This window comes from Methylophaga thiooxydans DMS010 (assembly GCF_000156355.1).
Lineage (GTDB): Bacteria > Pseudomonadota > Gammaproteobacteria > Nitrosococcales > Methylophagaceae > Methylophaga > Methylophaga thiooxydans.
In genome coordinates, this window is sequence record NZ_GG657897.1 from 185,526 (window position 1) to 208,315 (window position 22,790).

Below are 22,790 nucleotides of genomic sequence, written 5' to 3' on the forward strand. Positions count from 1 at the left end.
ATTAATGAGTCGCTTGTGATTGAGCTGCTTCAGCTTGTTTCTGAGCCTGCTCTTTCTGATGCATGTACATCGCGTCAAAGTTAACCGGAGACAGCACTAATTGTGGGAAACCACCTTTAGTCACTAAATCAGATACCACTTCACGAACGAATGGGAACAGGGTGTTCGGGCAGTAGCTGCCTAACAATGGGCCCATTTCTTCATTGCTGTAACCAGTCAATGTGAAGATACCAGCTTGTTTCACTTCTACCAGAAATGCTGTTTTGTCACCCACTGTCGCGGTAACCGTCACTGTCAGGATAATTTCGTGATTATCATCGTCGATGCGGTTGTAACCATTGCCCAGCTGCAGATCCAGCTTTGGACGCCACTCTTCACGGAACATTTCCGGTGAGTTTGGCGACTCGAATGACACATCTTTTGTGTAGATTTTTTGAATGATAAAGCGTGGTTTTTGCTCTTCGCTAGCTGCTGTATTTTCTTCAGCCATGATTATTCCTTCTCTATAACGTTATGATTGTGCCAACAGGCTGTCGAGCTGCTTGGAGCGATCAATCGCAACCAAATCGGTGTAACCGCCTACGGCTTTATTATTGATAAAAATTTGTGGCACCGTTCGTTGCTGACTTTTTTTCATCATTTCTTCGCGTTTTGACGGATCTAAATCCACACGAATTTCCTGATAGTCCACGCCTTTACGTTCAAGCAACTGCTTCGCCATAACGCAATACGGACAATGCGCGGAAGAATAAACGATTACCTTAGCCACAAAAAAACCCCTGCCATTTCTGAAAATTTAGTTGAACAGAGGCAGTTTAGCCTCTTTCCAAGCATGCAAACCGCCTGTTAACACATAGACTTGTTCAAAGCCTTTTCCTCGTAACTGTTTAGCGGCGCTACGAGCACGCTGACCACTGGCACAGACGATCACCACTGGTTGCGTTTTGTCCTTAAGTTGTTTTGACTCTTCTGCCAGTTGCGACAATGGCAGGTTTAACGAATCGGCAATGTGCTCTTTTTCGTACTCTGACGGATCTCGCACATCGACAAATTTACCTTTGTTCTGATTCACCAGTCTAACGGCCTGCGTCGCGCCCAGTGGCTGCAGACCACTTAGTCTGCGGTTTATTGAGTCAGAAAAGACCAGCCACGCCAGAATCACAAAGGCCGAGACCAAAATCCAATGATTAACAATAAACTCACCCACGTTTTCCATAGCACCCCTTCATGCAGACTAAACAGTTATTTTTTGAAAATAAATACTATCTCAGCCACTCGCTTTTGATTCGATAGCGCACGGTGAGACTCAAACGTTATTTATATCTTGGCTGTGACAGCACCCGCAAAGCATAGCGCAGAAAATCGATTAAGCCTTCGCGCCCCGCCTACTGATGCAGCGCCAATCCAGCGCATTCAATATTGTTGCGACTTGCGATAGTATCTTGCCTATTGGCCAAAACCAAGCTTCAGCCCACGACTCGTTGCGACTGTATTTCATCACAAAAGCCCATATAATACACGGCATCAACTTTGAATTACATATAACACAACGGTCAGCCACAATAGAGCCTGATCACTTCTAGCTTTAAGGATTATTTAATGACTCACCCACACCGACCATTGGCGCTAATTATTCTTGATGGATGGGGTTACAGTGAAGACCCGGACAATAATGCCATCCTTGCAGCAAATACGCCCGTTTGGGATAAACTCTGGCAGCAATATCCGCACACCTTAATCCACGCTTCAGGAGCCGGTGTCGGTCTCCCCGGCGATCAAATGGGTAACTCTGAAGTTGGCCACCTTAATCTGGGAGCGGGCAGGGTCGTCTATCAGGAATTCACACGCATTAGCAAAGCCATCGAAGAGGGTGCATTCTTCGATAACCCCGTGTTATCTGAGGCGGTCGACAAAGCCGTGGCCAACAACAAGGCTGTGCATATCTTCGGTCTGTTGTCAGACGGTGGCGTACACAGTCACGAAACGCATATTCATGCGATGGTGGAAATGGCAGTACAACGTGGGGCAGAAAAAGTCTATGTTCACGCCTTTTTAGATGGTCGTGATACCCCACCGAAAAGTGCTCAATCAGCGCTTGATGCCCTCGAAAAAACCTTTGAAAAATGTGGTAAGGGGCGTCTAGCAACCTTGGTAGGCCGGTTTTATGCAATGGATCGTGACCAACGTTGGAATAGGGTTGAAGAAGCCTACAAACTCATCGCTGAGGGGCAGGGTGCCTATCATTTCGCCACTGGCAGTGAAGGCTTGGCAGCCGCTTATGAGCGTGAGGAAACCGACGAGTTCGTTAAACCGACTACGATAGGCGATGCGGCGCCCGTCGAAGATGGAGACAGTATCGTCTTTATGAATTTCCGTTCGGATCGTGCCCGTGAATTGACCGAATGCTTTATCAAACCGGAATTTGACGGCTTTACATTACCCCGCCATATCAAGCTTGCCAGCTTTGTCACACTGACAGAATACAAAAAAGACTTTGCTGTACCAGTCGCTTTCCCAACCGAAAAGATGAACAACATCTTAGGGGCTTACTTGTCGTCGTTAGGCCTCAAGCAGCTGCGTATTGCGGAAACAGAAAAATATGCCCATGTAACCTTTTTCTTTAATGGTGGTCTTGATAAACCCTTTGACGGTGAAGATCGCATTTTGATCCCCTCACCCAAAGTCGATACCTACGATCAACAACCAGCAATGAATGCGCCGGAAGTCACTGAGAACTTGGTTGAAGCCATTCAAAGCAAAAAATACGATGTCATTATCTGTAACTATGCTAATGCCGACATGGTGGGACATACCGGAAACTTTAATGCCGCTGTTGAAGCCATTGAAGCGCTGGACACTTGCCTTGGTAAAGTCTGGGGAGCATTAGAACAGGCCGGAGGCGAAATGATCGTGACGGCGGACCATGGTAATGCTGAACGCATGGTCAATCATGAAACCGGACAGGCTCATACAGCTCATACAAACAATGTTGTTCCGCTTATATTTGCTGGACGTAACGCCACCTGCCATGAAAACGGTACTTTGTCAGATATTGCACCGACCATGTTGTCGTTAATGGATCTGCCTATTCCGGCAGAAATGAGCAAACACTTATTAATTGAAGAAAAGGCATAAAGCCACTGTGTTGACGCGTTCTTTTCAAGCTCTGGCGCTGTTGCTGGTCTGCACCGGCGCTTATGCCGCACCTGACTCCGCACAACAGTTGGATTCTGTTCGTGAGGAAATCAAAACGCTCAATGCTGATTTGTCAGCACAAAAAGCCAGCCGCGAAGAACTCTACGCAGAGCTGAAAAAGCAAAGTCGGAGTGTCTCGACGCTCAACCGTAAACTACGGGATTTACAGCAACAGATTCAGCACAAAGATGCTGAACTCAACCGCTTGCGTACACAAATGGGGATCAAGGAAGAAGAGCAAAGCCAGCAGCTTGAGGCGCTTTATGCTCAGATCCGAGCCGCCTTTATCAATGCTGAGCCCAGCTATCTCGAAATGCTACTCAATCAACAGGATATTGCCACCATCAGTCGCGGCAGCACCTATTTTCGTTATTTTCATCAAGCTCGTGAAACCCAGATCGATCAGATCAACACCCTGTTACGCCAGCTTACTGAAGAACAAAAAGCGGTGTTACTGGCTCAGCAATCATTAGAGACCTTGCTGGAAGAGCAAAAACATCAGCAACTGAAGTTGCAACAGGAAACGGAAAAACGCCAGGCCACCTTAGCGGCGTTGGATAAAACCATTTCCGGTAAAAATGCACAATTGAGCTCCTTGCAGGAAGAAGAAAAAAACCTGCAAAATTTACTTGATTCTCTGGCAAGAGAAGAAGCCAAACGCCAACAACAGGCAAAGCAAGCACAAAGCAAAGCCCCCACTCAAAAAACTGTTACAGCCGTGAAACCAAACACACCTTTTTCACGTCTGACTGGTAAGCTCAGCTGGCCGGTGAACGGAAAAGTGCTGGCGCGCTATGGTAGCCTACGAAATCTTGGTAAACTCAAGTGGCAAGGCATTGTCATCGCCTCACCAACAGGCAATGAGGTCACAGCCACGGCATCGGGCAGAGTGGTGTTTGCCGACTGGCTAAGAGGGTTTGGCCTGCTAATCATCATTGATCATGGCGAACAATACATGACGCTGTATGGTAATAATGAAAGCCTGCTACGCGAAGTAGGAGATGTTGTCCAAGCCGGTGATACGATTGCCCAATCGGGTGAACAAGGAATTCGCGGGCTGGCCGGATTGTATTTTGAAATCCGTCATCGTGGCAGCCCCACCAACCCAATGAAATGGTTGGGAACACAGGGCTGATTGATTAATCTATAAGGAAAGAATATGAGCTTGTTTAAACGTGATTTCGGACTGATAACCAGCGGCGTAATTCTTGGTGCCACGCTGGTCTTCGGCCAAATGGTCTTTGCAGATAAAGAGGCTGTGAAACCGGATCTTCCGCTTGAAGATCTACGTACTTTCTCCGAAATTTTTGGCCGTATCAAAAGTAGTTACGTTGAACCGGTCGAAGACAAACAACTCATCGAAAGTGCGATCCGCGGTATGTTATCCGGCTTGGATCCACATTCCACTTATTTAGATTTGGACGATTTCAAGGATCTCCGCGAAGGTACCTCGGGCGAGTTTGGTGGCTTAGGCATTGAAGTCAGTATGGAAGATGGCTTTGTTAAAGTGGTCGCCCCCATTGATGACACCCCGGCAGCCGAAGCTGGCATCAAACCCGGTGACCTGATTATTCGTCTAGATGACACTCCTGTTAAGGGCATGACACTCAACGATGCCGTCGATATTATGCGGGGTAAACCGGGTAGTAAGCTGTTACTCACCATCATCCGTGAAGGGGCAGACAAGCCACTAAAAGTCGAGTTAACTCGCGCAATCATTAAAGTTGAAAGTGTGAAGAACAAAATGCTGGAGCCGGGCTACGGTTACGTCCGTATCTCTACCTTCCAGTCGCGAACCGGTGCCAGCTTGCGCGAAGCCATCAGTGATCTGAAAAAAGAAAACGATGGCAAACTCAACGGTATGGTGCTTGATTTACGTAACAATCCAGGCGGTGTTTTGGATGCCGCTGTCGATGTGTCAGATGCCTTCATAACCAAAGGCATGATTGTCTATACCGAAGGCCGTATTGCAGACTCTGAACAAAAATTCCACGCAACGCCCGATGATCTACTTAAAGGTGCACCGCTGATTGTTCTTGTTAATGGCGGCTCGGCATCAGCCTCTGAAATCGTCGCAGGGGCATTACAAGACCAGAAGCGTGCCATCATTCTGGGTAGTAAAACCTTCGGTAAAGGCTCAGTACAAACGGTGATGCCTTTGACCAATGACACCGCTGTGAAAATGACTACTGCGCGTTACTTCACGCCATCGGGTCGTTCTATTCAGGCAGAAGGTATCGTGCCGGATATCGAGATTAATGGCATTCGCGTGGCATCCGTTGAAGACAGCGAGTTCACGCCGCTACGTGAACGTGATCTGGCCCATCATCTGGAAAATGGTGAAGCAGAAAACGGTGAAGAAAAGACCGAACAACCGGTGACTGAAAACGCTGAGAGTACTGAACAAACTGACGAAAATACGGAAGCGGAAGCAGAACAACCACTTGAAGTCAGCGATTATGTGTTGTCTCAAGCCTTGAACTTATTAAAAGGCATGACCATCCTGAATCGATAATATCTCGGGAGTTATCAATGTCGAAGGTGCTGATACCTCTGGCAGACGGCTGCGAAGAACTCGAAGCCGTCACGCTGATTGATTTGCTCAGAAGGGCTGGCATCACAGTCACAACGGCGAGCCTGTCAGCTCAACGGCAACTCACTGCCAGCAGGCAAGTTGGCTTAGTGGCCGATTGCCTGCTCGACGAGGTCATCAACAATGATTTCGACATGATAGTACTGCCAGGTGGGCAACCGGGTACTGACAATCTAAATAATGATGAGCGTATTCATCTTCTCGTCACACAATTCCAGCAGGCTGGAAAATATATTGCCGCGATTTGTGCCGCTCCTATCGTACTAGCAGATGCCGGCGTATTATCAGGTCGCCATGCAACCAGTTATCCTGGCGCCTTAGATCCACAAAAATGGTCCGATATCAGCATCAGTAACGACGCCATTGTTATGGACGACTTTATACTGACCTCCAAAGGTCCGGGAACGGCGATGGATTTCGCCTTGTTAATTATTGAACTATTGACTGATAAAACCACACGCGATGAGGTTGAAGCAGGACTGGTTCGTAGCTGAAAATACGACTCATATGGCATCACTGAAAGCGTCTGACTTATCAATCCTGCTGGTGGAACCTTCAGCCATGCAACTCAAACTCATCATGCGGCATCTGAGTGAAGAAGGTATACAAAAAATCGACGGCGTAGCTAACGCTGCAGATGCTTTAAAACACATTAGCCAATACCCGCCTGACTTGGTTATCAGTGCCATGTATTTGCCCGATATGACGGCGAATGAGCTGATAGCTGAAATACAGCAGCAACACAGTCAAGTCATCCCCTTTATGCTGATTTCCAGCGAGACCGCCGCTCGCGCACTAGAGCCAGTAAGGCAAGCCGGGGTGATGGCCATTCTGCCTAAACCTTTCAACCGAGACGATTTACAACGGGCGATTCGTGCAACGCTGGATGTCATTGATCCAGAAGAAATACAGCTACAAAACTATGATGTCAGCGAATTGAACATCTTACTGGTAGATGACAGTTTCACCTCGCGTAACCATATCTCTCGGGTATTGAACAGCATGGGGATTGATCATATCGATCATGCTGAAAATGGCCGTGAAGCAGTTGAATTGTTAGCGGCACGTAAGTATGACCTGATTGTCACCGATCTGAATATGCCGGAGATGGATGGTGAACAGTTAGTGCACTATGTTCGTGACGAAATAGGGGATGTGATGGTGCCGATATTAATGGCGACCACGGAGAATAATCAAGCCACATTGGGCAACGTCCGCCAGGCCGGTGTCTCAGCAATTCTCGACAAACCTTTTGAACCACAAGTCATACGTGACATTCTCTATCGCATGCTCGATGAGTAACTACTTACTTACATTTATCCCCTTTTGCTGTCCTAACTCAACAAAGCGCTGCATATAGACGACATCCTGTTCACCTTCCCGCATGGCTGCGAATAAGGTTTTCATCACGCCTTTCTTGCCTAATTTCAGCACTTTCACTGCCATATTTTTCTGATAAAACTGAGCGAGCCAATGAGGTAAAACCGTCACACCACGCTGTAAGCCCACCATTTGTATCATAATATCAATCGACTCCATGGCTTTATGTCTGGGGCTGACACCTGCCGGCGTCAGAAATTGGCTATACACATCCAGACGCTCATGAGGCACCGGAAAGGTTAACAGCAACTCATTCGTCAACGCCTCTGCCTCAATCTCGTCATATACCGCCAGTGGATGATCTGCCGCGACCAGTAAGACTAGTTCATAATCAAACAACGGGGCATATACCAAGCCTTCTCGCTTTACTATGTCGGGCGTCACCAATAAATCGATATGAAAATTAAGCAAACCTTCCAAACCGGAAAACTGGAATTTATGCACGATATCAACATCCATTTTTGGCATCGCGATCAGGTAATCTGACAAAATACCTTTCAACCACTCATAGCAGGGATGGCACTCAACCCCGAGACGAAGTATCCCTTGCTGGCCCTCACCATACGCTCGCAGCGTATTCTCAGCTTGCTCCAGTACCGGCAAAACCTGTCCTGCAACCCGCAGCAGCAACTCACCGGCCTGTGTAAGACGTAATTTACGTCCTTGTCGCTCCCATAAAGACACTTCCAGCTTCTGCTCTAAATAACGCATCTGGTGCGACAACGCGGGTTGTGTCACAAACAAGGCATTGGCGGCGGCAGTCAGGCTGCCGTGGTCAGCCAAGGCCTGAATAATTCGGAGATGGTTTCGCTCTATCATCTATGAGTTTTTCTTATAGGTTTGTTAAAAAATATCATTATTACTTATATGTCACTGTCTTTACAATGGCGCCACTCAGCTATTTTGTAAGGACATAATTATGGTAACAACACACAACCTCGGCTTTCCCCGCATTGGTAAAAACCGTGAATTAAAATTTTCTTTAGAAGCCTATTGGCGCGGTGAGACAAGCTTAGTCGATCTGGAAAAAACAGCTCAGGACTTGCGTCAAACACACTGGCTTAGCCAGCAGCATCTTGATTGGGTGCCTGTCGGTGACTTTTCCTTTTATGACCACGTATTAGACACCAGTCTGTTAGTCGGTAATTTGCCTAAACGTAGCGATGCCAGACTGGGAGATGTTGATCGCTACTTTCAGGCAGCACGCGGGCAATCCTCAAAAAATCTCGAACAAACGCCAATTGCAGCGGCTGAAATGACCAAGTGGTTTGATACCAATTATCACTATATGGTGCCGGAATTTGATCAAGACACCCAGTTCCAGCTTCATGCTGAGCGCTATCTTGCTCAATACCAAGAAGCCGTCAACCAAGGTGTGAATGCAAAACCCGTATTATTAGGTCCGGTCAGCTACCTTTGGCTGGGAAAAGCTAAAGATGATATTGATAAACTGGCACTGTTAGATAGCCTATTACCGGTTTATGAGCAATTATTGATAGCCTTGGCCGATGCTGGCGCGGAATGGGTTCAGATTGATGAACCGATTTTGGCCACAGAACTGGGTAGTGACTGGCAGCATGCATTAACACAAGCGTATTTTTCCCTGCACAAAACACCGGTCAAACTATTATTAGCAAGCTATTTCGGCCCTCTCAGGGAAAACCTGAATCTGGCTTGCGAATTAGCCACAGCCGGTTTACACATTGATGCCATCAATGCCGCTGATGAATTCGTCAACGTTGTCGACTGGTTACCACCACACAAAGTCCTTTCCTTAGGTGTTATCAATGGTCGTAATATCTGGAAAACTGACTTAAACAGTACGCTTGATAAGCTAGAACCTATACACCAAAGGCTCGGCGATCGGCTTTGGTTAGCGCCGTCATGCTCTTTGTTACATGTCCCCGTTGATCTGGAACAGGAAACAACGCTGGATACAGAGATTAGAAACTGGCTGGCCTTTGCCAACCAAAAGCTTAATGAGCTATCCATCCTGGCGCAGGCATTGAGCTCCGGCAGACAAGCCGTCGCTGAAGAGCTAAACGCTAATGCCGAAGCTATTCTCAGCCGCCAACACTCAAAACGTGTTCATAAAAAAGCGGTACAAACGCGACTGGAAAATATTTCCAGCGACATGGCACAACGCCAACAGCCTTATTCTGAGCGGGTGGGCTTACAACAAAAACAGTTTGTTTTGCCGTTATTCCCAACCACCACAATAGGCTCTTTTCCACAAACACCGGCAATAAGACAAAGCCGCCGACTATTTAAAAAGGGTGAGTTGGATCAACAACGCTACCACGCTGATATGAAAGCACAGATCGAGTTAGCGATCAGAGAACAAGAAGCAGTAGGGCTGGATGTACTCGTTCATGGTGAAGCCGAGCGTAACGACATGGTCGAATATTTCGGTGAACAGCTTGAAGGCTATATCTTTAGTCGCCTTGGCTGGGTGCAATCTTATGGTTCGCGCTGTGTTAAGCCGCCAATTATCTTTGGTGATATTGAACGCCCCCAAGCAATGACCGTGGACTGGATAAACTATGCTCAATCGCTTACAGACAAGCCGGTAAAAGGCATGCTGACCGGACCTGTAACTATGCTGAACTGGTCGTTTGTGCGTGATGATCAGCCGCGCTCTGTGACCTGTCAGCAGCTAGCACTGGCTATTCGTGATGAAGTCCAGGATCTGGAACAAGCCGGTGTCAAAATCATCCAAATTGATGAAGCAGCTCTACGTGAAGGCTTACCTTTACGTCAAAACGACTGGCAGACCTATCTCGATTGGGCTGTATTTAGTTTCAAACTATCCGCGAACGGCGTTGCCAATGAGACTCAAATCCATACACACATGTGTTATTCAGAGTTCAATGACATTATCGAGTCGATTGCTGCTATGGATGCCGATGTCATCACTATAGAAACATCTCGCTCTGATATGGAGCTGCTGGATGTCTTTAACGCTTTTGATTATCCGAATGAAATCGGGCCAGGCGTCTATGACATTCACAGCCCGAATATTCCATCAGTTGCATCGATTTGCCAGTTGATGGAAAAAGCAGCACAGCGTATTCCACCAGAGCGTTTATGGGTCAATCCTGATTGTGGTCTTAAAACGCGGCAGTGGACCGAAGTCAAACCCGCACTTGAAGCGATGGTTAACGCTGCCAGACAATTACGCCTAGATGTTGCGGCATAATTTCCTCTTGGTTTGGGTGAGTAGGGCAAGGATGCCTTATTTATCCAAACCTTTTCATTGCCACTTGTCGGGCAGGTGCGTTTTTAAATACTCAAAAAAAGCCGTCACTTTCGGTGTTTTTGCATAACGATCCAATAGGCAGAAATAATACTCCAGCGGTTCTGCCTCTACTTCTACATCAGGGCTCTGCTCCTTCTCAAATAGCTGAATTAATGATCCATCAGCAAGAAAGGGCATTGCCACAAAGCTTGCTAAACGGGCAATCCCACCACCCGAAATAGCCAGTCGCGCCAACAGATCAATATCGTCACTGATCATCGTTGCCTTAACTTCGGGCTCATAACGCACACCATCGCGTATAAACGCCCAACGAAAGATCTTGCCCTCCACCGGAACCCGAAACATCAAACAGTTATGCTGTAACAAAGCCTGTGGTGTATCAGGACACCCGACTTGTTTTAAGTAACTAGGCGAAGCACAGAAATGTAACGGCACCGTTGCTACTTTTCGAGCAACGATGCCTTCTTCAAGCTGCTGTCGAATGCGGATACTGACATCAATCCCTTCACCAATATGATCGGGGCGCCTATCTGTCGCCACAACTTCTAGACTTATTTGCGGGTAAGCGGCTTGAAAGCCAGGAATTAACGGTGCCAGAACATGGCGAGCAAATGCCGCAGAGCAAGCGACGGTTAATTTACCGCTCACCTCACCTTGTGATGCTGAAACAGCTTGTTCTGCTAACTCTAATTCCTGTATCAGACCTTTAACTCGTTGATAATAGACTTCACCACTATCGGTTAATGCCAAGCTTCGTGTCGTTCTGGTTAGTAACCTTGCGCCCAAGCCTTTTTCTAGCCTGGCGATATTCTGACTGGCAGCTGCCGAACTGATGTTGAGCCGCCTTGCTGCCGCAGCGATACTCCCTAACTCCACCGCCCTGACAAAGCTCTCGATGCCACGCAATGTATCCATAAGGCATATAAACCATTAAATATTTAATTTATTAAGTTTACCTTAATAGTTTATGTAGCCGAAATCCACTACCGAGTCGACATCGTCGTGCGTAAAGTATTAACCATGAGTTACTTAAGGAGAAAACCGATGTCATCCCTGACAGCAGCTATAACAAGAAAATTGCCTGCAAGCACAACACCTGTGGTGTTTGCTTTTTATATGTCCGCGATTATGGCTGTTTTGATGTGCTTAATCATCACCGGAGCCAATCAAGGAGTTAGCGCTCACTATCTTGAAGATGCTTTTAATGCCTATAAGATAGCAATGCCTTCAGCCTTTATCTGTGTGATGGCGGTAAGACCTTTGGTGGGCTATTTAGTACAGAAAACAGTTCAAACAAAAGCATAAGTTTAGCTGGCAAGACTAATTTCGGACTGCATCTTATCTGCAATTCTCATTGCCAACGATAACTGTAAAGCTTGGGTACGTTGGCGCTTGTCACATAAGGCACTACGAAAACCTAAGTAGTCCGCATTGAACGGTTGGAGTAATGTAATATCATCGATTGCCAACGCTCCCGCCAAACCACACAGCATACTCAACTCGTGTGCTCTACTCACAAAAGTCCTGAGCTGCTGCTCAGACCAGTGATCAAACAAACGTAAACCATCTTTTGTGGCGGTATCCACCATCACACCGGCAAAACCGGCCTGCTTGATAAGTGATAGGTCTAATTCTGTCTTCTGATCAGCAAACACAACGGCAATGGTAGGGGTTTTGAGTTTGGCTAGGGTTGTTTTCAGCTCCAACAAGCAGCTTTGCAGGTTTTTATCCGCGAATAAGCCCACTTTGACATAATCAACACCGCTGCTCGCCATTGCCGTAACGGCCTCTGCGATAACTGGCGCTTTCATCGGCAAATCACCCACCGTTGCACTAGTTAAACAACGTCCATCAAGCCACTGCACAATGGTCTCTACGTCATAAACAGATAAAGCACCCAATGCGCCTTGTGAGGGGTTTTTCAGATCCAGAATATCTGGCAGACACGAGAGCAGCGTTTGTGCCTCTGCCAGTGACTGCACGCTGGCCAACCATTTAGTCATGCTCAATGTGAATACCTGCCTGTTCTATTTTTTCCATTAACCAACCCCAAGCTTCTAACTCACGCTCTCCGGCTGTTTTTTCGATTCCGATACGGAGGTAGGCGAGCTCTTCGCGTATCTTCTGCTCAGATAACATGCCAATGCGGCTGACCAAAATTGCTGCTTCAATCACCGCACTTTGGGCACGATTGAAACCGCGGTAGGGCGCATGACTCAGTTCTTCAACTACCTGGCCGTAGAAACAAGCACGAGGGTCATCATCATCAACCCGTTTAATCTCTAATTCACTGTGAGATAAGGCCTGCTCTAAATACTCACCTTTAATTTGTTTACAGGGCAGGGTAGGCCAGTCTCGTCGGCCGGTTAATGCGCCAGCAAACACGCGCACATCATCCGTGTAATTAATGGTGCATTGCGGATGTCTTTTCAGGTTATCGTAGGTCGATGAGGGTTTGAATGGTTTAATATGAAAGTAACCATTTACTTCGCTTATGCCCATTGGCGCAGAATGTGGTCTACCACCTTCATCCAAGGTTGTTACGATAACTTCATGTATCCGACTTGTCAGCCGTGCCACAAGCGCGCCCCTTTTTATTGTCTGTTTGCTCTGCCGTGCCACAGGCACGATCTTTTTTCTTTTTCATGGTCGTGCCTTCCGCTTTTTGCTGCGTCAGATCCTCTTGTTCCTGCTCAACGGCGCATCCCCATTGTAAGTCTTCATCTTGCACATAGCGTTTTCCCAGTTGCCATGCCACTTCAGCACGCGCCAACTCAACCCCCAAGTAAAAGGCGTGGCCCGGATCATCTTTCACTTTTAATTGTGGGTAAAACTCAAACGGGTCGGTATCTTGCACTAAACCATCACGATTGAACATAAAAATGCCTTCTCGGGCGACTTTAATCCGATAGTTAGGATCTTTAATATTCGCCGCTAACTCAGCAATTTCATCGACCGTATCGGTAAACGGTCTTCGTTCATGTGCTATCAATAAATCAGACGTAAAATCTCGTGGCAGGCTGTTATCTTGTTTAGCAGCAAACATCATGCGTCTAGCCACATCGGCTTCACGAATCGCACGTCGTGCATGCGGGCTGACTTCTGTTGCCAACACACAGTTGATATCTAATTCTGAAATCATACCGAACAACATGGCATTGATACCGCTGGTATCAGCATCGGTCAATTCGGTTAGATTACCGACGCCCATCATAATCGGCGCATCCGGGTATTTTTTCCGCAGCGTATGGTAACGTACGACCGACTCGGTAAAACCAAAGTGAATCGGATCTAAAATGGGATCAGCTATCCATGGCTTGCCAATTTTATCCATGGCCTCCATCGCTCTTTCCAGTGAGGCGAGAGAGCCCGGCTCAGCGGGAACCAAGACTGGAACAGCATCCGTGTCTTTTGCCAGATCGATGGTTTCTTCCGTCAGACTCAGTAAATAGTCTGCGCCAGCTTGCGAAGCTCGTTGTAGATCAGGAATAGATAGTGAGTCTACACTTACCTTGAAACCCTCTGAATGAAGGGAGTGTATTGCTTCTTCAAGGTGAGGAAACTCCTCTTGTGGCAGACAACCAATATCAATCACATCAGCGCCATTATCACGATAATAGCTTGCTCGCTGTATCAGGCTATCTATACTTCTTTCTGGTGCATCCACAATCTCTGCAAAGATATTAACCTGATAACGGCTGAGATCCGGTTTTTTGCGTTGCTTGCCAAACTGCATCGGCAGATCTTTGATTTCTTCCGGTCCCCGTATCACCGAAATACCCAATTCTCGACTCAAGGCTTCTAAATCACCACGGCAGCGGCCAGGCACAATAATTTGCGAGCAATCCTGATAGTCTTCCGGTTTTAGCCTTCGAGCAATCATTTTGTCGGTCATCAGGGCTGCCACTGATAAACCCAACTTATGAACACGATACTCAAATGGTAATGGCGCCATTTCCTGCAAGACCTTGTGCACACTAGGCTCAGCCAGCTTGCCAGTCAAAAACAGAATTTTATCCGCCATAACAGTGTATTAACCTAACTCCGCCAGTCGTGACTGCAGAGCCTCAAATAACTGATCGGCATTTTCAACCACTGTCGTTGCTTCAAAGGTTTTCAGCTTCTCAGTATGCTCTAAGTCAACCTTGCGAGGCCATAAGCGGACAATGCGATCCGGGGCTGGTGTATCCACTTCAGCTTCACTGTCACAGGCAAGTATGATGCTGGGTATACGGCACTTTCCAGCCTGAGCATACACATTGGTCACCAAGGTATCAGAGAGCCCCAAAACCATTTTAGCGACCGTATTCGACGTCGCCGGCGCCACCACCAGAGTGTGATAATCACCACGGTAAAACAAGCCTACAGGCGGGGAACTTGCAGCTCTATCACGGTATATACGCCCTTCCGGTACCAGTGATTTAGGGTCGTCACCATACATCCTCACGACCTCTTCACCGGCTCGACTGTAGAACAAATCGACTTCATCCAGTTCACGCACGATTTCCAAACACTCTTTCAAATAGTGTCCGGAACCAGTTACGGCCCAAGCCAGACGGGGTTTTTCAGGCCTTGCTTGCATATTGCATCTCTTACCATCAGTTAAGGTTGTAAATTTTGCCAGACTCGGCTCCTATAGTAAAAATAAGATAGTTTTTATAGGGTTTTTTACGTTAAAATCACATCTTTATTAATAAGTCTGCGTCGGATTGGAGCCATTGCGAATGTCTAACGATATCCCAAAAATCGTTGTAGTTGGGGGCGGAGCGGGTGGTCTGGAACTGGTCACCAAGCTCGGCAAGAAACTGGGTAAAAAAGGTAAAGCACAAGTCACATTGGTTGACAGCACCCATACCCATATCTGGAAACCACTGCTACACGAAGTCGCCGCCGGCACATTAGACTCGCACGAAGATGAAATTGAATACCTAAGTCAGGCAAACTGTAGTGGCTTTCGTTTTCGATTGGGCCGTATGGATGGCTTAGATCGCGAAAACAAACAGATTTCTGTGGCACCGACTATCAATCAGGAAGGGCTTGAAATTATTCCTCGTCGTAAATTCGACTATGATTATCTGATCATCTCAGTTGGCAGTATCAGTCATGATTTCGGCATCAAAGGTGTCCGTGATCATTGTTTATTCCTCGATACCACGAAACAGGCTGAAACCTTCCAAAACAAACTACTTCAGGCTTATCTTCGTGCTCACACTCAAGGTAAACCACTGGATGAAGGTCAGCTTAATATCGCTATTGTTGGCGCCGGCGCGACTGGTATTGAGTTGAGTGCGCAACTTCACGAAGTCTCACACCTGTTAACAGCGTATGGTTTGGATGAAGTTAAGCCTCAAGACGTCAAAATCAGCATTATCGAAGCGGCTAATCGCGTTTTACCCGGTCTACCAGAAAACCTGTCTGCAGCGACAGAAGATGAACTACGTAAGTTGGGTGTCGATGTCATGACCAACGAACGTGTGGTAGAAGTGACCGATGCAGAGATAAAAACAGAAAGCGGAAAAACTATTCCAGCTGCTATTAAAGTCTGGGCAGCGGGTATCAAAGCACCTGAATTTTTAAAAGATATTGATGGACTAGAAACTAACTGGATGAATCAGTTAGTTGTTCGTCAAACGCTACAATCGACACTCGATGACAATATCTACGCCATTGGCGACTGTTGCGCATGTAAATGGCAGGGTCACGACGAAAACGTGCCACCACGCGCTCAAGCGGCACATCAAATGGCATCATTAGTTTATAAATCCATTATCAACCGAATGAATGACAAAGAGGTGCCTGAATACGAGTATCACGATTATGGCTCTCTGGTGTCTTTAGGCCGCTACAGCACCGTTGGTAACCTGATGGGTAATCTAAGTCGTGGAAGTATGATGATAGAGGGCTTTATGGCCCGTCTGATGTATCTTTCTCTATACAAAATGCATCAAGTCGCCTTATTCGGCCCATTCCGTGTAGTCATGCTGTCGTTGTCTCACCTGTTCAGACGCAGTGTTCATCCTAAGATCAAGCTGCATTAATTTCTGCTTAGGTAATATTGCTTAAAAAAAAGGCCCTGTCATGGGCCTTTTTTGTAGTGCTATTTATCGCGTTTGAATAACGACATTCGCTGACTAATCTCATTTCCAGCCAGACGATGTTTCAGCGCTGCGGCGATATGCAGCAATAACAAAGCAATCAGGGTAAACGCCAGGAATGCATGAATCGCTGAGAACGACTCTCGCATTGCCACATCAGCCTCAGCGAGTCTGGGCACCACGATGCCCCAGAACTTGGTGTCATACTCACTAAACATTGATTGCATGTAACCCGTAACAGGCATTGCGACCATTAAGCCGTATAACAGGCCATGAACGGCTGCTGACACGCGCCTCTGCCACGTTCTCACTGAGTCGGGCAGTGGGGGAGCCTTATGAGTCAAACGCCAGCCCACGCGCAACAGAATCAGTATTGCTACAGTCATTCCCAGTGATTTATGCAATAAAAACCAGAATGCACGAACACTTTCTTCGCCAGGGGGTAACTCAGACTCTTTGGGTAACTGCACCATAAACAGCCCGATCGCTATCATGCACAGAATGATTGCAGCGATTAACCAGTGCAGCAAAATTTGTACGCGATCATAACGGGCAACGGCCACGGACATAATAATTCCTTATTCCAAGACATAAAAAAGTCATACAACCAATCGGCTGTATGACTTTTAGTGTTCAAAAAGATTCCAGTCGTTAGATATCGAGATTAGATACCTGTAATGCGTGTGTTTCAATAAATTCACGACGCGGTTCAACATTGTCACCCATCAAGGTGTTAAAGGTCTCATCCGCAACAATGGCGTCATCAATTTTCACTTGTAGCAAACGACGCTTGCTTTTATCCATCGTGGTTTCCCACAACTGATCAGGGTTCATCTCACCCAAGCCTTTATAGCGCTGCACGTGCTGTCCGCGACGCGCCTCAGCCAGTAACCAGTTAACTGCTTCAGCAAAGTAGCTGACTGACTCTTTTCTGTCTCCACGTTCCACACGGGCAGAATCGGTAAATAAGCCATTGATTTTATTAGCAAATGAAAGTATTTTTTGATACTCAGTACTTGCGAAGAACTCACCGGGCACATGATAATCAGTGCTGATCCCATGACGGCTAAAACTGATGTTTACTAACGGTACAGGCTCATCATCTTGCTGCTTAACGCTCAGTTTATAACTGGTTCCCGTTGGCAGTCCCTTATTCAAGGCGGCCTCTATGGTTTGCAACCAAGGCTCAATTGCTGATTTATCAGTCAATGCCGGCACTTCGGGTTGATACACTAACTGGTTAAGAAAAGCAGGGTAGTAGTGGTTTGCCAAACGGCCAATGATCGCATTCACTGTTTGGTATTCTGTTACCAAGGCTGCCAGGGCATTGCCTTCAATTGCAGAAGCATCTTCTGATGGATACAAGGCGGCATTGTTCAGCGCCACTTCCGTCAGATAACGCTCCATTTCAGCATCATCTTTCACATAACGTTCTTGCTTGCCTTTCTTGATTTTATACAACGGTGGCTGTGCAATATAAACATGGCCTCGTTCGATCAACTCAGGCATTTGACGATAGAAAAATGTGAGCAATAAGGTACGGATGTGAGAACCGTCGACGTCCGCATCCGTCATAATGATGATGTGGTGATAACGCAGCTTTTCCGGATCGTATTCATCACGGCCAATACCACAGCCCAATGCGGTAATGAGTGTGCCTACTTCGGCGGAGCTTATCATCTTATCGAAACGCGCACGCTCAACATTTAAGATTTTCCCTTTCAAAGGCAAAATCGCTTGGGTACGTCTATCACGACCTTGTTTTGCACTACCGCCCGCAGAGTCACCCTCCACCAGGAATAGTTCTGATTGCGCTGGATCACGCTCCTGACAATCAGCCAACTTACCAGGCAGACCGGCAATATCAAGTACACCTTTGCGACGCGTCAATTCACGCGCTTTTCTTGCTGCATCGCGCGCACGCGCAGCATCGATCATTTTATTGGCAATTAATTTAGCGTCATTAGGATTTTCGATCAGGAAGTCATGGAAAAACTCATTAACATAAGACTCTACGATGGTGCGCACTTCTGATGACACCAACTTGTCTTTTGTTTGTGAACTAAACTTAGGATCGGGCACCTTAACTGACAGCACCGCAGTTAACCCTTCTCGAGCATCATCACCGCTGGTTGTGACTTTTGACTTCTTCGCCAAACCTTCACTTTCAATGTACTGGTTTAAGGTTCGTGTTAATGCAGCACGAAAGCCAGCTAAGTGAGTCCCGCCATCACGCTGTGGAATATTGTTGGTGAAGCAGTAGATATTTTCCTGATAGGAGTCGTTCCACTGCATCGACAACTCAACATTGACGTCATCACGCATACCATCAATTTTAATGATGTTGTCATGAATCACGCTTTTGTTTTTATTCAAATGCTCAACAAAGGCGGTGATACCGCCTTCATAGTAGAATGTTTCTGTTAACTCATCACGCTCATCGGTTAAAACAATTCTGACACCGGAGTTCAAAAATGCCAGCTCACGAATACGCTTCGCCAGAATTTTGTAATCATAGGTCACGTTGGTAAACGTTTCCTCACTTGGCCAGAATTGGATTTTAGTACCCGTAATTTCTGTATCATCAACATCCGTCAACGCAGCATCCGGCACACCATGCGTGTAGGACTGTTTGTAAATACGACCACTGCGATGAATTTCCATAGACAGCTTTTTCGATAACGCATTCACTACGGAAACACCCACACCATGCAAACCGCCTGACACTTTGTAGGAGTTATCGTCAAACTTCCCGCCAGCATGTAATACCGTCATGATAACTTCAGCGGCAGAAACGCCTTCTTCTTCGTGAATATCGACAGGAATCCCACGGCCATTATCGATGACAGATACAGAGTCATCTGGATGAATTCGAACTTGGATCTCACTACAATGGCCCGCTAAGGCTTCGTCAATTGCATTATCCAACACCTCAAAAACCATATGATGTAAGCCGGTACCATCGTCTGTGTCGCCGATATACATGCCTGGTCTCTTTCTCACCGCATCAAGTCCCTTAAGAACCTTGATATTCGATGAGTCGTAGGTATTGTTGTTTTCTGTTGTCATAATCAAACTATTCCTATCTAGGATGTTGAATAACCTATTATTCTACTATGTCTGGGTTTGTGTTGATAGCATGCTTCACTTTCTCGGAAATCACGCCATGTTTCACGTGAAACTTTTTCTCATTATCTGCTTTGAGTAGTTGTGATAAATCGTCATTTGTACTTGAAATAAATGCCTGAACGGGCAGAGTACGAAGCGTTTCAATAACGGTATTCTGATGATGCCAATCTAGCTCTGAACTAAGATCATCTATCAGCAGCACAGAGTTTGTGATTTCTTTTTGGGCGGCAAGTAACTTAATTTGCGCCATACTCAAAGCCAGAAAAAATAATTTTTGTTGTCCTCTTGAGAGCATTTCGTAAGGATCACCATCATCAATTTTTAGTGACCAATCTGCTGCATGTGCACCTGAGCGAGTGTAGCCCAGGGCACGATCACGTTCGATATTTTCGCGTAAATAATCAGCAAAGTCTGTCTCTTTATTCCAGCCCTGCTGATAGCGTAATACGAACGAGGCTGTTTCTAACTCAGGACATAACTGACGAAACAAGGGTAAAAATTCTTTTACCAGCTGTTGCAAATAACCTTGTCTGAACTCAGTTATTTTCATGCCGTGTTTAATAAGGTGGGTATCCCAAAGTGCGATCTCGTTACAGGGTTTATATTTACGTATAGCAGCATTACGTTGTTGAAGTGCTTTTTTATATGACTGCCAGTGAAAATTAAAGCTATGTTCCACGTGAAACACACCCCAATCAACCATCCTTCTTCGATACTTTGGACCAAGTTCAAAAAACTGATGACAGTTGGCAGGAATAAACTGCAAGGGAAGGTGAGCAGCAAGATCGGAAAGGCGTTTCAATGGCGCGTTATTCAATCGAATAAGCAAGCCAGACTGTAAATCGTATTGCAGGCCAATAGGGGTTTGATCCATTGATCGTGCAAAAACTGTCAGACGCTGCTGTTGCTTTTTGACAAGATGCTTTAATGCACGAGAGCGAAATGAACGCCCCATTGCCAACAAAAAAAGCGCTTCTAGTAAGCTTGTCTTTCCAGAGCCATTCTCACCAAGAATGAGATTAATCCCTGATGCCGGCGTTATCTCAGCAGAAACAATGTTGCGAAATTGAGAAACACTAAGCTGAGCTAGCACAAAGATTCAATGTTGTTTTAGATAAGACAAAGAAAAACCAACCCGATCGAGATAATCAAGGTTGGTAACAAAGCACTGTTATTAGCTGTTTAATCACAGCTCAATCATTTCAAAGTCTTCTTTACCCACACCACACTCGGGACACTCCCAATCATCAGGAATATCATCCCATGCGGTGCCTGGTTCAATTCCTTCTTCTGGAAGACCTTTTGCTTCGTCATAAATAAAGCCACAGACAATGCATTGCCACTTTTTCATAAAACCGTTCTCCTAAAACTAAACCGTAAAACTGAGTATGCTGATTCTAACAAATCTATGAATTCTGCGTGTGTGTGACTTGAAAACTTCTTGACAGTTCAACAGTCATACCCATCAATGAGCGAAGATGATAAGGTCTTTTCGTACAATATGCTGAACTTATGATACTTTTACCATACTAATCAATAGCTAATTATTAAACGGAAAATCCGATTATGCGGTTACCCACATTACGTCAATTACAGTATCTGACCAGTGTTGTTGAAGAAAAACATTTTGGTCATGCTGCTGAAAAGTGTTTTGTTACTCAATCAACGCTGAGTGCAGGTATACAGGATCTCGAACAACTTCTTGAGGTCTCTCTTCTTGAGCGAACAAATCGTAAGGTTCTACCAACCCCTATCGGAGAAGAAATCGCCAGTCGTGCGCAGCAAATATTATCCCTCAGCGAAGATTTAGTTGATTTAGCACAATCGGAGAAAAACCCCTTATCGGGTCGAATTCAAATAGGTGTTATTCCAACCATCAGTCCATTTTTGTTACCAAAAGTGTTGCCGTCGGTACGAAAACAGTTACCCAATCTTGAGATAGTTTTGATTGAGGATCAATCTGAACGTCTATTGGATCGGTTGGAGGCGGGCAGCATAGATGTGGCTGTGCTCGCATTTCCTTTCAACACGCGAGGGCTGACTCACCGCGTATTTGCCAAAGAGCCATTTTGGATCGCAATGCCAAAAAGTCACAAGCTGGCTAAAGCGAAAAAATTAAAAGCCGCTGATTTACCCACCAATGAGCTTCTTTTACTCGCTGAAGGTCATTGCATGCGCGAACATGCCCTGAGTGCCTGTCAGCTACCCGCGTCCGCACAACGTAAAAGCGTACAAGCAACGAGCCTCTACACATTGATTGAAATGGTTGCCAGCGGCTTAGGCATTACCCTGATACCCGATATGGCGATTAACTCAGACATGGTGAGCCATTCAGATATTAGCTTGGTGCCACTAGAAAACAATAATAATCAGGCCGTGCGTGAAATTGGCCTTGTCTGGCGTCCGAGCTTTCGTAGAACAGCAACCCTAGAGCAACTTGCCAAGACCTTTTCTGATGCCCTAGCAGATACCGATTATTCGCTGCGCGCATAGAAGTCCCTGAGCGCAAAAAACTGCTGCTGAAGGGTAAATGACGTAAACGGCGGTTTAAAACGCGCATAGACGCGCCCCTTGGGATCGACCAGAAAAATATCGTGCTGCTGCTCGATTTGGTAACCCTGTTTGAACTGGGTACGCAAAAACAGAAACCCAAACGCCTTCATCACCGTATCTAGAATCTGCTTATCTCCCGTATATAAGGGCAGGGCAGGCTTAACTTGCTCTGTTTCATAAATAGACTGTTGATCATCGTAGTTTATCAATAAGAACTGAATATCAGCGGCGGCAAAAAACTGACTCAAATTATTTAGTACCGCCAAAACCGCTCCACATTCAGGCTGACAATGTGGATGCGTAAAATAAACAAATGACCAGCGTTGCTTAAATGACTGATTAGTAAGTACTTGCTTTCCTTTAGAGTTCAATAAAAACTGAGGAAGCTGCCGCGCAGGAGAAACCAAATGGGGTTTTAATGCGACGGGAATATCACGTGTTTCGGGTTGTGTTATTTGGAGTCTGGAAACCCAAAGCAACAGCATTATCACGATGACAAGAAGATATAACAGTAAAAAACCCTTAGAATTAACTTTTTTCGACGGCTTAAACATAAGATTTTCCGTGTGACTGGCCAACCGATAAT

General features: G+C 46.2%; 23 protein-coding genes. 9 read left to right on the forward strand and 14 right to left on the reverse strand.

Annotation, left to right across the window (positions count from 1 at the left end):
- Position 1 precedes the first annotated feature (1 nt).
- Genes secB through MDMS009_RS07800 form a run of 3 tightly spaced genes read right to left on the reverse strand, consistent with a single transcriptional unit; the run spans position 2 to position 1,216 of the window.
- Positions 2-490 carry a protein-export chaperone SecB gene (gene secB / locus MDMS009_RS07790; protein WP_008291146.1) on the reverse strand — a complete coding sequence of 163 codons (489 nt, stop codon included), beginning with the start codon at positions 488-490 and terminating at the stop codon, positions 2-4.
- Between the two features lie 21 nt (positions 491-511).
- Positions 512-769, reverse strand: a complete 258-nt coding sequence (gene grxC, locus MDMS009_RS07795; RefSeq protein ID WP_036311300.1) for a glutaredoxin 3 — start codon at positions 767-769, stop codon at positions 512-514.
- Between the two features lie 27 nt (positions 770-796).
- Entirely contained in the window at positions 797-1,216 is a 420-nt protein-coding gene (locus MDMS009_RS07800; protein ID WP_008290943.1) for a rhodanese-like domain-containing protein, read from the reverse strand.
- A 383-nt stretch (positions 1,217-1,599) separates the two neighbouring features.
- Here MDMS009_RS07800 and gpmI point away from each other — a divergent pair, with 383 nt between their 5' ends.
- The 5 genes from gpmI to MDMS009_RS07825 are packed head-to-tail and all read left to right on the forward strand — an operon-like array spanning position 1,600 to position 7,090.
- Complete coding sequence (gpmI, locus tag MDMS009_RS07805) at positions 1,600-3,135, forward strand: 2,3-bisphosphoglycerate-independent phosphoglycerate mutase (protein ID WP_008291054.1); 1,536 nt, start codon at positions 1,600-1,602, stop codon at positions 3,133-3,135.
- 7 nt (positions 3,136-3,142) lie between these two features.
- Entirely contained in the window at positions 3,143-4,330 is a 1,188-nt protein-coding gene (locus tag MDMS009_RS07810) for a murein hydrolase activator EnvC family protein (protein ID WP_008291064.1), read from the forward strand.
- Positions 4,331-4,354: 24 nt separating this feature from the next.
- The gene (locus MDMS009_RS07815; protein ID WP_043888057.1) at positions 4,355-5,710 is read left to right on the forward strand and encodes a S41 family peptidase; all 1,356 of its coding nucleotides are present in this window, start codon (positions 4,355-4,357) and stop codon (positions 5,708-5,710) included.
- 17 nt (positions 5,711-5,727) lie between these two features.
- A complete protein-coding gene (locus MDMS009_RS07820) occupies positions 5,728-6,282 on the forward strand; it encodes a DJ-1 family glyoxalase III (protein ID WP_008291141.1) in 555 nt (184 codons plus the stop codon).
- The gene (locus tag MDMS009_RS07825) at positions 6,251-7,090 is read left to right on the forward strand and encodes a response regulator (protein WP_237700496.1); all 840 of its coding nucleotides are present in this window, start codon (positions 6,251-6,253) and stop codon (positions 7,088-7,090) included. The genes MDMS009_RS07820 and MDMS009_RS07825 overlap by 32 nt, the downstream gene beginning before the upstream one ends.
- Here MDMS009_RS07825 and MDMS009_RS07830 read toward each other — a convergent pair whose 3' ends face one another.
- A complete protein-coding gene (locus MDMS009_RS07830; protein WP_008291071.1) occupies positions 7,091-7,987 on the reverse strand; it encodes a LysR substrate-binding domain-containing protein in 897 nt (298 codons plus the stop codon).
- Positions 7,988-8,087: 100 nt separating this feature from the next.
- Between MDMS009_RS07830 and metE the strand changes: the two genes are divergently transcribed.
- Positions 8,088-10,367, forward strand: coding sequence for a 5-methyltetrahydropteroyltriglutamate--homocysteine S-methyltransferase (gene metE / locus MDMS009_RS07835; protein ID WP_008291147.1), 2,280 nt, complete (start codon positions 8,088-8,090; stop codon positions 10,365-10,367).
- Positions 10,368-10,421: 54 nt separating this feature from the next.
- On the opposite strand, the gene MDMS009_RS07840 is transcribed toward metE, so the two are convergent.
- Entirely contained in the window at positions 10,422-11,342 is a 921-nt protein-coding gene (locus tag MDMS009_RS07840; RefSeq protein ID WP_008291077.1) for a LysR family transcriptional regulator, read from the reverse strand.
- Between the two features lie 129 nt (positions 11,343-11,471).
- Between MDMS009_RS07840 and MDMS009_RS07845 the strand changes: the two genes are divergently transcribed.
- Positions 11,472-11,732, forward strand: coding sequence for a DUF2798 domain-containing protein (locus MDMS009_RS07845; protein WP_008290995.1), 261 nt, complete (start codon positions 11,472-11,474; stop codon positions 11,730-11,732).
- A 2-nt stretch (positions 11,733-11,734) separates the two neighbouring features.
- Here the strand turns inward: MDMS009_RS07845 and MDMS009_RS07850 are convergent, their stop codons facing one another.
- The 4 genes from MDMS009_RS07850 to MDMS009_RS07865 are packed head-to-tail and all read right to left on the reverse strand — an operon-like array spanning position 11,735 to position 15,009.
- Positions 11,735-12,430, reverse strand: a complete 696-nt coding sequence (locus tag MDMS009_RS07850) for a (5-formylfuran-3-yl)methyl phosphate synthase (protein WP_008290985.1) — start codon at positions 12,428-12,430, stop codon at positions 11,735-11,737.
- Positions 12,423-13,007 (reverse strand): DUF447 domain-containing protein, encoded by a 585-nt coding sequence (locus MDMS009_RS07855; protein WP_043888059.1) that lies wholly within the window; start codon positions 13,005-13,007, stop codon positions 12,423-12,425. Before MDMS009_RS07855 ends, MDMS009_RS07850 begins: the two co-directional genes overlap by 8 nt.
- Positions 12,979-14,451, reverse strand: a complete 1,473-nt coding sequence (locus MDMS009_RS07860) for a DUF6513 domain-containing protein (protein ID WP_008290955.1) — start codon at positions 14,449-14,451, stop codon at positions 12,979-12,981. The genes MDMS009_RS07855 and MDMS009_RS07860 overlap by 29 nt, the downstream gene beginning before the upstream one ends.
- Positions 14,452-14,460: 9 nt before the next feature.
- Positions 14,461-15,009, reverse strand: a complete 549-nt coding sequence (locus tag MDMS009_RS07865; RefSeq protein WP_008291027.1) for a flavoprotein — start codon at positions 15,007-15,009, stop codon at positions 14,461-14,463.
- Positions 15,010-15,151: 142 nt separating this feature from the next.
- Here MDMS009_RS07865 and MDMS009_RS07870 point away from each other — a divergent pair, with 142 nt between their 5' ends.
- A complete protein-coding gene (locus tag MDMS009_RS07870) occupies positions 15,152-16,465 on the forward strand; it encodes an NAD(P)/FAD-dependent oxidoreductase (protein WP_008291117.1) in 1,314 nt (437 codons plus the stop codon).
- Between the two features lie 59 nt (positions 16,466-16,524).
- Here the strand turns inward: MDMS009_RS07870 and MDMS009_RS07875 are convergent, their stop codons facing one another.
- The 4 genes from MDMS009_RS07875 to rd form a co-directional block, all read right to left on the reverse strand.
- Positions 16,525-17,091, reverse strand: coding sequence for a cytochrome b (locus MDMS009_RS07875; protein WP_043888060.1), 567 nt, complete (start codon positions 17,089-17,091; stop codon positions 16,525-16,527).
- A gap of 82 nt (positions 17,092-17,173) precedes the next feature.
- Positions 17,174-19,591: a DNA topoisomerase (ATP-hydrolyzing) subunit B gene (gene gyrB, locus MDMS009_RS07880; protein WP_043888061.1), complete on the reverse strand. Its 2,418-nt coding sequence runs from the start codon at positions 19,589-19,591 to the stop codon at positions 17,174-17,176.
- Positions 19,592-19,628: 37 nt separating this feature from the next.
- Positions 19,629-20,744 (reverse strand): DNA replication/repair protein RecF, encoded by a 1,116-nt coding sequence (gene recF, locus MDMS009_RS07885; protein ID WP_043888062.1) that lies wholly within the window; start codon positions 20,742-20,744, stop codon positions 19,629-19,631.
- A 93-nt stretch (positions 20,745-20,837) separates the two neighbouring features.
- Positions 20,838-21,002: a rubredoxin gene (gene rd, locus MDMS009_RS07890; protein WP_008291098.1), complete on the reverse strand. Its 165-nt coding sequence runs from the start codon at positions 21,000-21,002 to the stop codon at positions 20,838-20,840.
- A gap of 215 nt (positions 21,003-21,217) precedes the next feature.
- On the opposite strand from rd, the gene MDMS009_RS07895 reads away from it, so the two are divergent.
- On the forward strand, positions 21,218-22,144 hold the full coding sequence (locus MDMS009_RS07895; RefSeq protein WP_008290940.1) for a hydrogen peroxide-inducible genes activator: 927 nt from the start codon (positions 21,218-21,220) through the stop codon (positions 22,142-22,144).
- On the opposite strand, the gene MDMS009_RS07900 is transcribed toward MDMS009_RS07895, so the two are convergent.
- Positions 22,126-22,758: an SCO family protein gene (locus MDMS009_RS07900; protein WP_008291154.1), complete on the reverse strand. Its 633-nt coding sequence runs from the start codon at positions 22,756-22,758 to the stop codon at positions 22,126-22,128. The two genes, MDMS009_RS07895 and MDMS009_RS07900, sit on opposite strands and share 19 nt — an antisense overlap.
- Between the last annotated feature and the right edge of the window lie 32 nt (positions 22,759-22,790).

Excerpts from the sequence above, each read along its gene's own strand:
- MDMS009_RS07850 (WP_008290985.1), bottom strand. The coding sequence starts at position 12,430 with ATGACTAAATGGTTGGCCAGCGTGCAGTCACTGGCAGAGGCACAAACG.
- MDMS009_RS07800 (WP_008290943.1), bottom strand. The coding sequence starts at position 1,216 with ATGGAAAACGTGGGTGAGTTTATTGTTAATCATTGGATTTTGGTCTCG.
- metE (WP_008291147.1), top strand. The coding sequence starts at position 8,088 with ATGGTAACAACACACAACCTCGGCTTTCCCCGCATTGGTAAAAACCGT.
- secB (WP_008291146.1), bottom strand. The coding sequence starts at position 490 with ATGGCTGAAGAAAATACAGCAGCTAGCGAAGAGCAAAAACCACGCTTT.
- MDMS009_RS07860 (WP_008290955.1), bottom strand. The coding sequence starts at position 14,451 with ATGGCGGATAAAATTCTGTTTTTGACTGGCAAGCTGGCTGAGCCTAGT.
- gpmI (WP_008291054.1), top strand. The coding sequence starts at position 1,600 with ATGACTCACCCACACCGACCATTGGCGCTAATTATTCTTGATGGATGG.
- MDMS009_RS07865 (WP_008291027.1), bottom strand. The coding sequence starts at position 15,009 with ATGCAAGCAAGGCCTGAAAAACCCCGTCTGGCTTGGGCCGTAACTGGT.
- MDMS009_RS07900 (WP_008291154.1), bottom strand. The coding sequence starts at position 22,758 with ATGTTTAAGCCGTCGAAAAAAGTTAATTCTAAGGGTTTTTTACTGTTA.
- MDMS009_RS07845 (WP_008290995.1), top strand. The coding sequence starts at position 11,472 with ATGTCATCCCTGACAGCAGCTATAACAAGAAAATTGCCTGCAAGCACA.
- rd (WP_008291098.1), bottom strand. The coding sequence starts at position 21,002 with ATGAAAAAGTGGCAATGCATTGTCTGTGGCTTTATTTATGACGAAGCA.
- MDMS009_RS07875 (WP_043888060.1), bottom strand. The coding sequence starts at position 17,091 with ATGTCCGTGGCCGTTGCCCGTTATGATCGCGTACAAATTTTGCTGCAC.
- MDMS009_RS07840 (WP_008291077.1), bottom strand. The coding sequence starts at position 11,342 with ATGGATACATTGCGTGGCATCGAGAGCTTTGTCAGGGCGGTGGAGTTA.
- MDMS009_RS07815 (WP_043888057.1), top strand. The coding sequence starts at position 4,355 with ATGAGCTTGTTTAAACGTGATTTCGGACTGATAACCAGCGGCGTAATT.
- MDMS009_RS07830 (WP_008291071.1), bottom strand. The coding sequence starts at position 7,987 with ATGATAGAGCGAAACCATCTCCGAATTATTCAGGCCTTGGCTGACCAC.
- MDMS009_RS07870 (WP_008291117.1), top strand. The coding sequence starts at position 15,152 with ATGTCTAACGATATCCCAAAAATCGTTGTAGTTGGGGGCGGAGCGGGT.
- gyrB (WP_043888061.1), bottom strand. The coding sequence starts at position 19,591 with ATGACAACAGAAAACAACAATACCTACGACTCATCGAATATCAAGGTT.
- MDMS009_RS07820 (WP_008291141.1), top strand. The coding sequence starts at position 5,728 with ATGTCGAAGGTGCTGATACCTCTGGCAGACGGCTGCGAAGAACTCGAA.
- MDMS009_RS07825 (WP_237700496.1), top strand. The coding sequence starts at position 6,251 with ATGAGGTTGAAGCAGGACTGGTTCGTAGCTGAAAATACGACTCATATG.
- MDMS009_RS07895 (WP_008290940.1), top strand. The coding sequence starts at position 21,218 with ATGCGGTTACCCACATTACGTCAATTACAGTATCTGACCAGTGTTGTT.